Annotated in this window: 14 protein-coding genes; 8 read left to right on the top strand and 6 right to left on the bottom strand. The window is 40.9% G+C overall.

From position 1 onward, the window contains the following. Positions 1-115 precede the first annotated feature (115 nt). Genes NRL14_RS03970 through pspF form a run of 6 tightly spaced genes read right to left on the bottom strand, consistent with a single transcriptional unit; the run spans position 116 to position 6471 of the window. Positions 116-877, bottom strand: coding sequence for an ATP-binding cassette domain-containing protein (locus tag NRL14_RS03970; protein WP_007376838.1), 762 nt, complete (start codon positions 875-877; stop codon positions 116-118). Continuing rightward, positions 877-1869, bottom strand: a complete 993-nt coding sequence (locus NRL14_RS03965; RefSeq protein WP_007376837.1) for an oligopeptide/dipeptide ABC transporter ATP-binding protein — start codon at positions 1867-1869, stop codon at positions 877-879. Before NRL14_RS03965 ends, NRL14_RS03970 begins: the two co-directional genes overlap by 1 nt. Further along, positions 1870-2763 carry an ABC transporter permease subunit gene (locus NRL14_RS03960; protein ID WP_007376836.1) on the bottom strand — a complete coding sequence of 298 codons (894 nt, stop codon included), beginning with the start codon at positions 2761-2763 and terminating at the stop codon, positions 1870-1872. Continuing rightward, positions 2750-3784, bottom strand: a complete 1035-nt coding sequence (locus NRL14_RS03955) for an ABC transporter permease subunit (RefSeq protein WP_007376835.1) — start codon at positions 3782-3784, stop codon at positions 2750-2752. The genes NRL14_RS03960 and NRL14_RS03955 overlap by 14 nt, the downstream gene beginning before the upstream one ends. Beyond that, positions 3784-5391, bottom strand: coding sequence for an ABC transporter substrate-binding protein (locus NRL14_RS03950; protein WP_306724067.1), 1608 nt, complete (start codon positions 5389-5391; stop codon positions 3784-3786). The genes NRL14_RS03955 and NRL14_RS03950 overlap by 1 nt, the downstream gene beginning before the upstream one ends. 15 nt (positions 5392-5406) lie before the next feature. Continuing rightward, positions 5407-6471 carry a phage shock protein operon transcriptional activator gene (gene pspF, locus NRL14_RS03945; protein ID WP_007376833.1) on the bottom strand — a complete coding sequence of 355 codons (1065 nt, stop codon included), beginning with the start codon at positions 6469-6471 and terminating at the stop codon, positions 5407-5409. Positions 6472-6657: 186 nt separating this feature from the next. Between pspF and pspA the strand changes: the two genes are divergently transcribed. The 8 genes from pspA to NRL14_RS03905 all read left to right on the top strand — a co-directional run bounded on the left by pspA (position 6658) and on the right by NRL14_RS03905 (position 13268). Beyond that, positions 6658-7317 (top strand): phage shock protein PspA, encoded by a 660-nt coding sequence (pspA, locus tag NRL14_RS03940; RefSeq protein WP_007376832.1) that lies wholly within the window; start codon positions 6658-6660, stop codon positions 7315-7317. A gap of 67 nt (positions 7318-7384) precedes the next feature. Continuing rightward, entirely contained in the window at positions 7385-7618 is a 234-nt protein-coding gene (pspB, locus tag NRL14_RS03935) for an envelope stress response membrane protein PspB (RefSeq protein WP_306724066.1), read from the top strand. After that, positions 7615-8016 (top strand): envelope stress response membrane protein PspC, encoded by a 402-nt coding sequence (pspC, locus tag NRL14_RS03930; RefSeq protein ID WP_008134760.1) that lies wholly within the window; start codon positions 7615-7617, stop codon positions 8014-8016. Before pspB ends, pspC begins: the two co-directional genes overlap by 4 nt. Before the next feature lie 63 nt (positions 8017-8079). Further along, positions 8080-9498: a YcjX family protein gene (locus NRL14_RS03925; protein ID WP_306724065.1), complete on the top strand. Its 1419-nt coding sequence runs from the start codon at positions 8080-8082 to the stop codon at positions 9496-9498. After that, positions 9495-10520, top strand: coding sequence for a YcjF family protein (locus NRL14_RS03920; RefSeq protein WP_306724064.1), 1026 nt, complete (start codon positions 9495-9497; stop codon positions 10518-10520). The genes NRL14_RS03925 and NRL14_RS03920 overlap by 4 nt, the downstream gene beginning before the upstream one ends. A gap of 149 nt (positions 10521-10669) precedes the next feature. Continuing rightward, positions 10670-11851: a methionine gamma-lyase gene (gene megL / locus NRL14_RS03915; protein ID WP_306724063.1), complete on the top strand. Its 1182-nt coding sequence runs from the start codon at positions 10670-10672 to the stop codon at positions 11849-11851. Between the two features lie 237 nt (positions 11852-12088). Further along, positions 12089-12886 carry a phenylalanine 4-monooxygenase gene (gene phhA / locus NRL14_RS03910; protein ID WP_002958327.1) on the top strand — a complete coding sequence of 266 codons (798 nt, stop codon included), beginning with the start codon at positions 12089-12091 and terminating at the stop codon, positions 12884-12886. 37 nt (positions 12887-12923) lie between these two features. Further along, the gene (locus tag NRL14_RS03905; RefSeq protein WP_002958326.1) at positions 12924-13268 is read left to right on the top strand and encodes a 4a-hydroxytetrahydrobiopterin dehydratase; all 345 of its coding nucleotides are present in this window, start codon (positions 12924-12926) and stop codon (positions 13266-13268) included. Positions 13269-13271 lie beyond the last annotated feature (3 nt).

Here is a 13271-nt window from a genome sequence, read left to right as displayed (position 1 = left end):
CCTTGTTTTCACTGGAAATTTCTGGCTAGAGAAATTAAATTTAAATATCACCATGATTCAATATGATAGTAAATCTCTTAACCAGAGTTCAGGTTAGATACGAAAAAATTCTGTTTTAACAGCTTAATAAACGTTGGGTGATTTTCGATTGAGGTGTTTGGAAAACAACTTCAGTGGCGCCATATTCAACGACTTCTCCCTTATCAAGTACAAGAACTTGGTCGCTAATATGACGAACTAAGCTTAAATGATGAGTGATCATCACATATGTCAGGCCTGTTTCTTGTTGTAATTTGAGAAGTAGATTAACTATTTGTGCTCGAACAGAAGGGTCTAGTGATGATAGTGCCTCATCAAGTACAACAACCTTTGGATCTAAAATTAACGCACGAGCAAGTGCTACGCGCTGTAATTGCCCCACACTAAACATGTGTGGATAGTAATGTTGGTGATCGACTAATAATCCAACTTTTGACAGCGTAGCGCTAATTTTTTCAGTCCGTTCAGCTTTATCAAAGTCAGTATTGTATTGTAGGCAGTCATCAAGCGTATCACCAATGGTTAAACCTGGATTAAGAGAGGCCGCTGAATCTTGAAAAATCATACGAATATAGCGACACTGATTATCACGAATACCGTTATCTTCAATAATATTGCCTTCTAATAAGATCTGTCCGCAGTCTGCGCTGTCAGCGCCTGAAAGCAGTTTGGCAAGTGTGCTTTTACCCGCTCCCGTTTCGCCTATAACAGCAATAGTTTCACCTTTGCCAATGCAAAATGAAATATTTTTAAGTACCGCAAATTTTTTACGACTAAATAAGCCTGCACGAATATTAAATGTTTTAGACAAAGCTTGTACTTTCAATACTGGTTGCATTATCTCATATCCTTAATCAGCGGGAAATGACACGCGTAGCTGTGCCCGTTGTGCTTTGTAAGCTTAGGTGTAACTACGCAGGCTTTTTGAGCCTGTGGGCAGCGTGGTCCTAATCGGCAACCTATCGGTAAATGCTGTAATGTAGGTATGGTGCCTTTTAATGCGTAAAAAGGCTCTTTATGAGCTAGGCCTTGTTCGTAATCAGGTAGGCTTTTTAATAAAGCTTGTGTATAAGGGTGGCGAGGCTGACTAAAAATTTTGTGAGTTGGGCCAGCTTCAACCATTTGCCCGCAATATAAAACATGAATCCCATGTGACCAATGTGCAATTTCTTCTAATTCGTGAGAAATCATCAAAATCGACATGTTTTTTAGCTGGTTTAAACTTTTCAACAACCTAAATACCTGTGCGCGAGTGGTACTTTCTAGTGCCGTAGTGGGCTCATCAGCGATTAAAAGCTTTGGTGTGCGGGCTATGGCCATTGCAATCATTACTTTTTGACATACGCCTTCTGAGAGCTCATGTGGATAGCTATCCAGCACGGCTTCATGATTTTTAATGCCCACTTTATGAATAAGCGCTTTTACTCTGTCTTTTCGCTCGCGGTTACGTTTTAAGAAAAACCCCTTTGTTGGGTTTTCAGGTAAGGTTTCGGCTATTTGATCAAACATTTTTGCTGTAGGGTCAAGACAACGGCTAGGGTCTTGATAGATCATGGCAATATCTTGGCTTACCGTTTTACGGCGTTGCTCGGGTGTTAAGCGCATTAAATCAACACCACGCCAATGCATACGGTCGGCAGTAATATTCCAGCGTTCGTTTAGTACACCCACAATTGCTTTTGCAATTAAGCTTTTACCAGAACCAGACTCACCTACAAGGGCATGTACTTCGCCTTCTTTTAAGCTAAAGCTTACCTTGTCAACGGCTCTAATTATCGTTTCTGAGGTACGCAGCTCAATGGTTAAATTTCGAACATCAAGTAATTGCATTTAATCAGCCTTACGTGCTTTTAACACTTGTCGCAGGCCATCGCCTACTAAATTAGTCGATAACACAGCTAAAAATAACAGTACGCCTGGCAGCGCAACAGTCCATGGTGCCAAATAAATTAGCCCTAAATTTTCGGCTAAAATAGCTCCCCATTCAGTGGTAGGTGGCTGAGCACCAAGCTTTAAAAAACCTAATGCAGAAATATCTAAAATTGCAGTGGAGAGCGCCATCGTGAATATAACCACAATGTGCTCATAAATATTAGGAAAGATACCGCGTGATATAATATGCCAGTTAGACGCACCATCGAGCCTAAACGCGGTAATATAATCTTTGTTTAGTTCATCAACAATTAGGTTTCTGATTGAATGAATAAATTGTGGTAATAGCGCTAAAATAATTGCCCATACCGTGTTCATTAAGCCTGGGCCTAAAATTGCTATGATAATAATAGCCAGTAACAAAGAAGGTATAGAGAGCGTTATATCAAGTAAGTGATTTAAAAAACTTGAGCGAATACCTCGGCTGATACCTGCAAATGTACCTACTAATACACCAATAATAGTTGTAATAAGCGCGGCGACAACAGAGAGGCCAAATGTGTAAGTTGCACCATTCATTAAACGCGAAAGTACATCGCGACCTAAGTCATCAGTACCTAAAATAAAGCGTACATCACCCATTTCCCGCCACGAAGGCGGAATAAGTAATGCATCACTATGCTGTTGGTTAACACCGTACGGTGCTAAAAGTGGAGCACTGGCGGCAAGTAAAGCAAATGCTACAAATATCCACAAGCCAACTAACGCAGGGTGATTATTTTTAAATTTACGCCAAAATCGTGCAAGTGGCGATTTATTCGACTCTTCAGAAAATATATTAAACTTTGCCATGGGCTTGATTCCGCGAGAGTGGATCGAATAGCGTATAAGTAAGCTCTGCAATAATAGTGGCTAATATAACAAATAGTGACACTGCCATTAAGCCGCCTTGTATAGCTGGATAATCGCGTTGATAAATACTATCGATAAGCCAGCGGCCAATGCCGGGCCACGAAAAAATAACTTCAGTAATCATCGCAAGCGTTATTAGCGTACTAAATTGCAAACCAATTTGTTTAATTACCGGTAATAGCGCATTACGCAGTGCATGATGAATTATAAGTTGTCTGCGGTTAAGGCCTTTAGCCCTTGCGGTTTTAATAAAACTTTGGTCCATAACTTTAAGCATAGACTCACGAGTAAAGCGCACTAATACGGTGGTCGGATACATGGCGAGCACAATTGTGGGTAGTGTTAAATGGCGCAGGGCGTCTAAAAATGCCATTCCTTTATATGGAAATCCAGCTAGTGCAATATCAATTAAAATAAAGCCTGTATTGGCGGGGATCTCATAAAGTAACCCCATTCTTCCCGACATCGGAAACCAGCCCAGTTTGAGAGAAAAAACCATAATAAGCAATAGTGCTAACCAAAATACGGGCATGGAATAACCAACCATAGTGGTTGAATTTATAAGTTTATCAGGCCAACGTTTATAGTACGCAGAACCTAAAATGCCAGCGGGTACGCCAACGACAATCGATACAATTAATGCATAAACACTTAGTTCCAGTGTAGCGGGTAATAAATCAACAATATGGCTAAATACATTGTCACCTGATGCAAAAGAAAGCCCCCAATCGCCTTGGAATATTCGTCCTAAAAAGGCTATATATTGAACAAAATAGTTACTGTTATATAAATATTTATCTTCAAGCTCACTGTGTTGAGCAAAGTTACTACTTGGTACACCACTTAAATTACTTAATGGATCGCCTGGGAACAAATAACTAATTGAAAATGTAAAAACACTCAGCATTAGGGTCATAAAAAGCAATAAACCTAAACGACGTAAAATATAATCTAAGATCATTATTTTTTCCTCGCATTAGCTAGTGAAATTGCACCAAATGGGCCAAGCGTTATACCTTCAACGTCTGCGCTACTGGCTTGAAAACGTAAGCCATGTGCAATAGGCAGCAATGGCAGCTCGTCAACAATTAAGCTTTGTGCATCATCGTAGTATTTTTTTCGCATGTTTAAATCAGTCGTATCGAGCGCTTTTGTAAGTAATAAATCAAATTGCGGATTGCACCAGTTAGCAGGATTTTTACCGGTAAAGGTTGCAGTGCAACTTAAAAGAGGGCTAAAAAAGTTATCCGGATCAGGTGTATCAGCGGCCCAACCAAGCAATACACTATCATGCCTGTGCTCGCCAATACGTTGAATAAACGTATTCCATTCATACTCTACAATGCTTACATTAACGCCCACTTTGCGTAAATCACTTTGCATAAGCTCAGCCATTTTACGCGCGTTAGGGTTATAAATACGGCTTACGGGCATCGCCCAAATAGTCATATCAAAGCCATCAGGTAAGCCTGCTTCAATTAGTAACTTTTTAGCAAGTTCTGGATCAAACGTAGGTATATCTTCTTGTGGTTCAAACGCCCAAGAGGTTGGCGGCAAAATAGATTGTGCGCGAGTACCATTACCGTAATAAACCGCCTGCATTATTTTATCTACATCTATTGCATGCGCGAGTGCTCGGCGTACGCGCAAGTCGTCAAACGGGGCACGTTCTGTATTAAACGCCCAATAACCTATGTTTAAGTTTGTTTCTTTTTCAACGTTTATATCGTCGCGTTGCGCTAAAATACTCAATTGCGCACTACTTGGATGAGCCGTTACATCGCACTCTTTAGTCAGCATTTTTGCTATACGCGTAGTGCCGTTAGGCGTTATGTCGTAAACCAATTGTTCAAGTGCGACGTGGTGCTTCCAATAAAGTGGGTTTCGGTAAAAGCGTACGAGGTGATCTCGGCGATATTCTTTATAAATATATGGGCCGGTGCCAATAGGGTACTGATCAAATAAGTTTTCTTGATTATTTTTCTTAAGTTTCATGGCGTATTCTTCTGAAAGCACCACGGCAAAGTCGGTGGCCATATTAGCTAAAAAGCTGCTTTCAGGATTAAACAATTCAAAACGAACTTGATGATCAGTAACACGCACAATTTTACGAATAAGTTGATCAATCCCCACACTTTGAAAATACGGGTAATTGGCATCGCCCACAAAGTGATATGGATTATAGACATCGAATAGTCGGCTAAAGGTAAATATAACGTCGTCGGCGTTAAAATCCCGAGTAGGGGTAAAATAAGCGGTTGTATGAAATTTCACACCTTTGCGCAATGTGAAGGTAATAGATTTACCGTCTTTACTTATTTTCCAATCGGTTGCCAGCTCACTTTGAAACTCTGCCGTAACAGGGTCAATGCTAATTAGGCGGTCGTATAGCTGGTTGGCAATAATATCAATAGTAGAACCGGTGGTCGTAACTTGTGGATTAAACGACACAGGGTTAGCTTCAGCGCAATAAACTAAGCCTTGGTTTTTTTCTTCTATGATTTCTTCTTTGTTATCAATGCAACCTACTAAGGTGACCGCTAGTAAAGTAAGTAATAATTTATGCACCCGCATAACCTCTAACTATTGTTGATCCAACAAATTGTATTTTTTAAGATAACCACGTAATTGATGATACGTTAAACCAAGTACTTCTGCAGTTTTCTTTTGATTAAATTGGCTATGTTCGAGTGCTTTATTAATCATGTTTATTTCAAAGTCGTTTGAACGCTCTTTTAAACTACACGGAAATTGAATATCAACGGCTATATTACTGCTTGCTTGAGCAATCGGCGGCGCAACAACAATAGGCTCGACATTAACAGTTTGGGCCGCTATAGGTGCTTTAATGCGCGCTTTTGGTCTAAATGGGCTATCGAATGGGTCTAAAATAATCTGGTGAACGGGGATATGTTCACTGCCATGGCGATACAAACTACGTTCAACCACATTTTTAAGTTCACGAATATTGCCGGGCCAATCATAACTAAGCAGTGTTTCTGTTGCGCTTCGGGTAAAACCGCTAAACAGTTCCCACTCTAAATCGCGCGCCATATTCATCGCAAACTGCTCAGCAAGAAGCATAATATCGTCTTGGCGTTCGCGCAGTGGTGGCAGGGTAATTACATCAAAGGCAAGGCGATCGAGTAAATCACTTCTAAATTCACCTTGCTCGGCCAAATAAGGAAGATCTTCGTTTGTCGCACACACTAAGCGGGTATCTACTTTTACAGTTTGTTTGCCGCCAACACGTTCAAACTCACCGTATTCTATAACGCGCAGCAGTTTTTCTTGTACCATAGCTGAGGTATTAGCTAATTCATCTAAAAACAGTGTGCCGCTGTTAGCGCGTTCAAAACGACCTTCGTGTCGTTTGCTTGCCCCCGTAAAAGCACCGCTTTCGTGGCCAAATAATTCACTTTCGAGTAGGTTCTCGTTAAGCGCTGCACAGTTAAGCTTTACGTAGTTTTGATCCCAGCGTTTTGATAAAAAGTGTAAGCGTGCTGCTATTAGCTCTTTACCTGTGCCGCGTTCACCAATAATAAGTACCGGTTTATCTAAATTAGCCAGTTGCGATACCTGATCTAATACAGACAGAAAGCTATCTGATTGGCCGAGTAAATTATCCTGTTGGCGATATTGGCTCATATTTCCTAACTCTTGGTCATTTTTACTAACTGTTAGTGTATTTCATAATTAGGGAGAACTAAAGAAATTTGTATATTTAGTTTAACTTAATGAAAATAAAGTGTATTTTATCTTTTAAAAAGTTGGCAAGCATATTGATACTAGTTATAGCAGACTAACTAAGTTTTAATTACAGAGGTAAATGTTATGGGAATTTTTTCACGTTTTGCAGATATTGTTAATTCTAATATCAACGCCATTTTAGATAAAGCAGAAGACCCAGAAAAAATGGTTCGTCTGATTATTCAAGAAATGGAAGACACGCTTGTTGAAGTACGTTCTACATCAGCTAAAACATTGGCTGAGAAAAAAGAAATTGTACGCCGCTTAGATACGCTTAAAGCACAAGTAAGTGATTGGCAAGATAAAGCCGAACTGGCTTTAAGTAAAGACCGCGACGATTTAGCGCGTTCAGCCCTACTTGAAAAGCAAAAGTCGGCAGATGCCGTTGCTTCAGTCGCTAGTGAACTTGAACATGTAGAGTCTCATATTGAGAAATTACAGCAAGAAGTAACGACACTACAAGAAAAGCTAGCAGATGCGAAATCTCGTCAAAAGGCAATTATACTTCGCCAACGTTCGGCTGAGTCGCGCCTTGAAGTGAAAAAGACACTTGATAGCTCAAAAGTAGAAGAAGCACTTAACCGCTTTGAACGTTACGAAACCAAAATTGATGGACTAGAATCTCAAATTGAGTCGTACGATTTAGGTAAAAAGACGTTAGCGGATGAAATTGCTAATCTACAAAAAAATGAAAAAATAGATGATGAGCTAGCCGAACTTAAAAAGAAGTTAGCTGATAAATAATTTATAAAGGGGCACTTAAAGTGCCCCACTGCTTAAAAACATCAAAACGGATTGTCAGGAGAGGATTATGTTTGATCCAGAGATATTAGTTGCACCATTTATTTTGTTTATGATTTTTGTTGCTCCGCTGTGGCTAATTTTACACTACCGCAGCAAAAAACAAGTAAACCAAGGTTTAAGTGAACACGAACATCGCCAATTACTTGAGCTTGCACACAAAGCTGAAAAAATGGCTGATCGATTAGAAACACTTGAAGCATTGCTTGATCAAGAGTCACCACAATGGAGACGCAAAGTATGAGTGCCAAACGCGAATTATTAAGAGACCCTCAACGCGGTAAAGTAGCCGGTGTATGTGCGGGATTAAGTGACTACTTTAATATGGAATTATGGTTAGTTCGCATTATATTTGTTAGTGCGGTACTGCTAACGGGTGGCCCATTATTTGTGGTAGCGTATATTGCAGCCTGGTTCATTTTAGATAAAAAAGAGCCCGCAGCGGCGCAAACAAAAAGCTCAACTAAAACTGACGATCCGCTAGAAGTAAAATTTAAAGTATGGCAAAAAGGCGAGCCACCGCGCCGCGCATTGCAAGATTTAAAAGAGCGTTTAACGCGTGTAGATACTCGCCTTCAAGATATGGAGCGCCATGTAACTTCAAGCGAGTTTACGGTGAGCCGTGAAATTAACAAACTTTAAAGGATTTAATAGCACCTTATTTGCAGCGTGATAAATTACGGCAAATTAGGTGCAAGACACTTTATGAGCCAATCATTTGCAAAAAAGACCTTTAAAAGTATTAAAGGCAAAGCACAAAAAGCCCTTCATCGCAGTTTAGATCAACACGTAAAACTTGCCGTAACTGGCCTAAGTGGTAGTGGTAAAACAGCCTTTATTACCGCGCTTGTTAAACACTTAACAACCCAAGCTGACGATAAAAACTTACCTTTTTTTGATGTAATGCGCGAGCACCGCCATGTGGCCACTAAAGTTGTGCCGCAAGAGGCGTTAAAAGTCCCTACGTTTAATTATACGCGTGCGCTAAATTCATTATTACCAAGCGATGGGATGCCTACATGGCCTGCATCTACCGAGCGGATTAATACGCTGCGCTTGGCAATAAAGTATCAAAGTAATGCAGGGCTGCGCGGCCACTTTTCGCCGCAATCAACGCTTTATTTAGATATTATTGACTACCCGGGTGAATGGCTCCTTGATTTACCTATGCTTGAGCAAAGCTATTCTCAATGGTGCGAGCAGCAATATCCGTTATTAACTCAGCCTTCGCGCGTAAACACATCAAGTGATTTTTTAATGGCCGTTGAGCAACTTGACTTAAACGCTCCCGTTGATGAAAACGCACTTGCTCATATTGCTCAGCTTTATCAAAGCATGTTGGTAGGGCTTAAAAAAGACACCAAACTTGCCATGTTACAACCTGGGCGCATGCTTATGCCTGGAGACTTACAAGGCGCGCCATTGTTATTGTTTTTTCCGGTATCGGGTGAAATAAACAGTGACGATGTCGTTGCGGGTTCTAATTTAGCGCATTTAATTAAGCGTTTTAACGCCTATATAAAAGAAGTTGTAAAACCATTTTATAATGAGCATTTTAGACACTTCGATCGCCAAATCGTACTTGTAGATGTACTTAGTGCGCTAAACGAAGGGCACGAAACACTCCAAGAGCAAAGCAGTGTAATAAACCAATTACTCGCACACTTTAACTATGGTGAGTCAGGCTTTTTTAAACGCTTATTTAAGCCCAACATAGACAAAATATTATTTGCAGCTAATAAATCAGATCATATAAGTGCTAAGCATCATAAAGATTTAGCATTGCTACTTGATTCGCTCGTGCATGAGCAAAGCAATCATTTAAAGTTTGATGGTGTGCAAATAGAAACCATGGCTATGTCGTCAATTACAGCAACACAGCCGCGCCAAATTGCCGACAAAGGCCAAACGCTTGACTGTATTTACGGTAAACCATTACACGAACCTGATTGGCTTACGTATTTACCGCCGCAACCTCCCTCGCGGATGCTTAATAAAAATGAGTGGCCAGCACAGGGATTTGAGTTTTTATCGTTTTCTCCAATACCGAGCCCCGATAAGCAACTCAAACATATTCGATTAGATCATGTCATGCAGTACCTGCTAGGAGACAAATTAACATGAGTGAGTCAAACCAACCATTTCAAGCAGGGCGTCGTATAGATACGCAAAGCATTGAGCAAAACGAACCCGTTTTAGCACCTGCAAAAATTATTCAGCACGGGCAAAGTGATTACGAAGAACTGGAAGATGAAGCACTAGAGCCAGAAATAGATCTGGAGCCTGTTTATAAAAAGTCAAAGTGGCAAACGCTTAAAGGTGTTTTTGCTCTTAGTTTTATAGTACTGGTGCTTTTAGAATTTGCGTACTCGTTATTATTTGCTTTCGAGCAGTCAATTATTTTAGGCAGTGTTTATCTAACCGCAGTTGTAAGTGGCGTGCTGCTAATTGGGCGCTTATTGTGGCGAGAGTACCGAATGTTGCGCAGTTTAAAGCGTAACCAACTGCACCGAGTTGAAGCCGACAGGCTTTTAAACAGCGAGCAAGTAGGCGGTGCATTACCTTGGCTCGAAAAACTCAATAAACATCAGGAGCTTGATAACTTTGAAACCTTTAAAAATCAAGTAGCGATGCATCACAGCGACAAAGAAATAATGACCCTGTACGCCAACAGTTTATTAATAACCCAAGACACCAGAGCTAAAAAGCTTATAAATCGTTTTGCGACTGAATCAGCTCTACTAGTTGCCCTAAGCCCACTTGCGCTGGTGGATATGATGGCTGTGCTTTGGCGCGGTACTAAATTAATAGAACAAATTGGTAAAATTTACGGCATTGGTTTTGGTTACGCGAGCCGCATAAAGTTATACCGTATGCTGATAAAACAAGTAATGTTTGTTGGCAGTGCAGAGCTTGTATCTGACCTTGCTGCAACTGCACTAAGTGCTGAGCTTTTAGGTAAGCTTTCGGGACGAGCTGCGCAAGGGGTTAGTGCTGGTATTTTTACAGCGCGTATTGGTTACAAAGCAATGGAGCTTAGTCGCCCATTACCACGGCTTGAAAATAAACGCAGCTTGTTAAAAGGCACTGTGCAAAGCATCGCAGGTAAAATTATGAGCCGCAAAAAGGCGGAGTCAACACACTAGATTAGCAGTGGCAATATTTGTGTACAAACGTGCGCTGCACGGTTTTTACACAAATAGCCATCTGAGCATCCGGCATGCTTGCTGTTTGTAAGCGCATACGTTTTGATTGTTGAATCGCAAAAACATAATAATCAAAAAATGAGCCTACAATGAGCAAGCATCATATAAACACCCAGTGTATTCACGGACCACAAAAAGCAAACGACCCGCACGGCGCACTCACTTCTCCTTTGTATCAAACCTCTACCTTTCATTTTGAAAATGCCGCTCAAGGTGCTGCGCGTTTTGCAGGCGACGAACCTGGCTATATTTATACGCGCTTAGGAAATCCTACAACCACAGAGCTTGAACAAAAAGTTGCTCAATTAGAGAGTTGTGAAGCAGCTGCTGCAACCGCAACAGGTATGGGGGCTGTATCTGCCTCAGTACTGAGTTTTTTATCGCAGGGAGATCACCTTGTTGCCTCAAGTGCTTTGTATGGTTGTACCTTTGCATTTTTCTCGCATATGTTGCCGCGCTGGGGAATCGAAGTCACTTTTGTTGATATGACCAACGAGGACGAACTACGGGCTGCTATCAAACCTAATTCAAAAATGATATTTGTAGAAACGCCAATTAATCCCACTATGGCGGTTATTGATTTGGCACTGATTGGCGCAGTTGCTAAAGAGCACAGTTTAATTAGTGTAGTCGACAACACCTTTTTAACGCCGCTACTGCAATCACCCAAAAAATACGGTATCGACATTATAATGCACAGTGCGACCAAGTACTTAAACGGCCACGGAGACGTAGTCGCCGGTATTGTATGTGGATCGCTTGAGCACATAACACACATTAAAATGACCGTACTAAAAGACATTGGTGCAACCATAAGCCCGCACGATGCATGGCTAATTAATCGAGGCCTAAAAACACTCGCTATTAGAATAGAGCGCCATTGTCAAAGCGCACAAACAATAGCGCAATATCTAGAAGCGCATCCACAAGTAAGCACCGTATATTACCCGGGGCTTAAATCGCACCCAGGTTATAGGTTTATTGGTAACCAAATGAAAGCCGCTGGTGGTGTTATTGCGTTTGAAATAAAAGGCACGCTACAAGATGGCGCACAATTTATTGATAGTATGAAACTTTGTACACTTGCAGTAAGCCTCGGCGACGCTGAAACACTGATTCAGCATCCTGCATCTATGACTCACTCGCCTTATACGCCAGAGGAGCGAGCTGCCGCTGGAATAAGTGATGGGCTGATCAGACTCTCGGTGGGGCTTGAAGATGTTAACGACATTATTAGTGATTTAGACCAAGCTTTTACTAAAATTGGTTAGGTGTATTTAATTGTATACACTTAAAAATAAGCTACAGGCCTTTATTTAAAGGTCTGTATTTTTAATGTGCCATGAGTGTAATTTTAACTTTACGATCTAAGTGATCACGCTAAATACTGATGTTAGCCTATCTATTAAACTTTTCTTCACTTTTGCATAGTATGGAGTCATTCGATATTCAACAGGTTTGAGTATCACACTGACACCGATTTAGGGCTCACACCCAAGAAGGTACTTATGGCTAAAGCAAGTAAATACACATCCAAAACACCAGACGAAAATGGTGTTATACACTGGAGTGATGAAGAAAATAAAATTTGGTCTGAGCTTGTAGCACGCCAACTTGCATGCATTGAAGGCAAAGCCTGCAACGAGTACATGCAAGGGTTAAAAAAGATTAACCTGCCGCACGACCGTATTCCGCAGTTAAGCGAGCTAAACGAAGTGTTACTAGCCACTACCGGTTGGCAAGTTGCACCAGTACCTGCGCTTATCGACTTTGATGAGTTTTTTAGATTACTGGCAAACAAGCAGTTTCCGGTAGCTACATTTATTCGTAGCCGCGAAGAATTTGACTACCTACAAGAGCCAGATATTTTTCATGAAATATTTGGCCATTGCGCCATGCTAACTAACCCTGACTTTGCCGAGTTTACGCATAAGTACGGGCAATTAGGTTACGCAGCGCAGAAAAAGGACCGTGTATACCTTGCGCGTATATACTGGTTTACAGTCGAATTTGGTTTAATGCAAACCGAAGATGGCCTGCGTATTTACGGCGGCGGCATTTTATCAAGCCCAGGGGAGACTCAGTATGTATACTCAAATACGCCAGAAATTAGCCCAATGAACGTGCTTGATGTACTGCGTACGCCGTACCGTATTGATATTATGCAACCACAGTACTACACCATAAATTCGATTCATGATCTGTTTGATATATCGCAAATGGATATTATGACTTTGGTTGAGCGAGCTAAAGAGCTTGGTTTGCATGACCCAAAATTTCCACCAAAAGAAAAATTAGCCAGTTAAACATTAATGCTAAAAAAGCTAAAAGTAAGGATTTAGAATGTCTTCATTAAGTGCACAAAAATGCGAAGCCTGTCATGTAGATGCGCCAAAAGTATCTGACGAAGAGTTAGCACAATTAATTACTAAAATCCCAGACTGGGTACCAGAAGTACGCGACGGCATTATGCAGCTTGAGCGTGTTTATAAATTTAAAAATTTTAAACAAGCTATCGCGTTTACTAACAAAGTGGGCGACATGGCAGAAGATGAAGGCCACCACCCTGGTTTATTAACCGAGTGGGGCAAAGTAACTGTAACGTGGTGGAGCCATTCAATTAAAGGTCTGCACAAAAACGACTTTATTTGCGCAGCTAAAACAGACGACGTATTTAACGCGCTGTAATTA

Origin of the sequence: Pseudoalteromonas sp. 20-92, assembly GCF_030847595.1 — a bacterium.
GTDB classification, from domain to species: domain Bacteria; phylum Pseudomonadota; class Gammaproteobacteria; order Enterobacterales; family Alteromonadaceae; genus Pseudoalteromonas; species Pseudoalteromonas fuliginea.
The sequence above is the reverse complement of the archived record's forward strand: the minus strand, read 5'-3'. Positions and strand labels throughout refer to the sequence as shown.

Excerpts from the sequence above, each read along its gene's own strand:
- pspA (WP_007376832.1), top strand. The coding sequence starts at position 6,658 with ATGGGAATTTTTTCACGTTTTGCAGATATTGTTAATTCTAATATCAAC.
- NRL14_RS03925 (WP_306724065.1), top strand. The coding sequence starts at position 8,080 with ATGAGCCAATCATTTGCAAAAAAGACCTTTAAAAGTATTAAAGGCAAA.
- NRL14_RS03970 (WP_007376838.1), bottom strand. The coding sequence starts at position 877 with ATGCAACCAGTATTGAAAGTACAAGCTTTGTCTAAAACATTTAATATT.
- NRL14_RS03905 (WP_002958326.1), top strand. The coding sequence starts at position 12,924 with ATGTCTTCATTAAGTGCACAAAAATGCGAAGCCTGTCATGTAGATGCG.
- pspF (WP_007376833.1), bottom strand. The coding sequence starts at position 6,471 with ATGAGCCAATATCGCCAACAGGATAATTTACTCGGCCAATCAGATAGC.
- NRL14_RS03920 (WP_306724064.1), top strand. The coding sequence starts at position 9,495 with ATGAGTGAGTCAAACCAACCATTTCAAGCAGGGCGTCGTATAGATACG.
- NRL14_RS03960 (WP_007376836.1), bottom strand. The coding sequence starts at position 2,763 with ATGGCAAAGTTTAATATATTTTCTGAAGAGTCGAATAAATCGCCACTT.
- phhA (WP_002958327.1), top strand. The coding sequence starts at position 12,089 with ATGGCTAAAGCAAGTAAATACACATCCAAAACACCAGACGAAAATGGT.
- megL (WP_306724063.1), top strand. The coding sequence starts at position 10,670 with ATGAGCAAGCATCATATAAACACCCAGTGTATTCACGGACCACAAAAA.
- pspB (WP_306724066.1), top strand. The coding sequence starts at position 7,385 with ATGTTTGATCCAGAGATATTAGTTGCACCATTTATTTTGTTTATGATT.
- pspC (WP_008134760.1), top strand. The coding sequence starts at position 7,615 with ATGAGTGCCAAACGCGAATTATTAAGAGACCCTCAACGCGGTAAAGTA.
- NRL14_RS03965 (WP_007376837.1), bottom strand. The coding sequence starts at position 1,869 with ATGCAATTACTTGATGTTCGAAATTTAACCATTGAGCTGCGTACCTCA.
- NRL14_RS03955 (WP_007376835.1), bottom strand. The coding sequence starts at position 3,784 with ATGATCTTAGATTATATTTTACGTCGTTTAGGTTTATTGCTTTTTATG.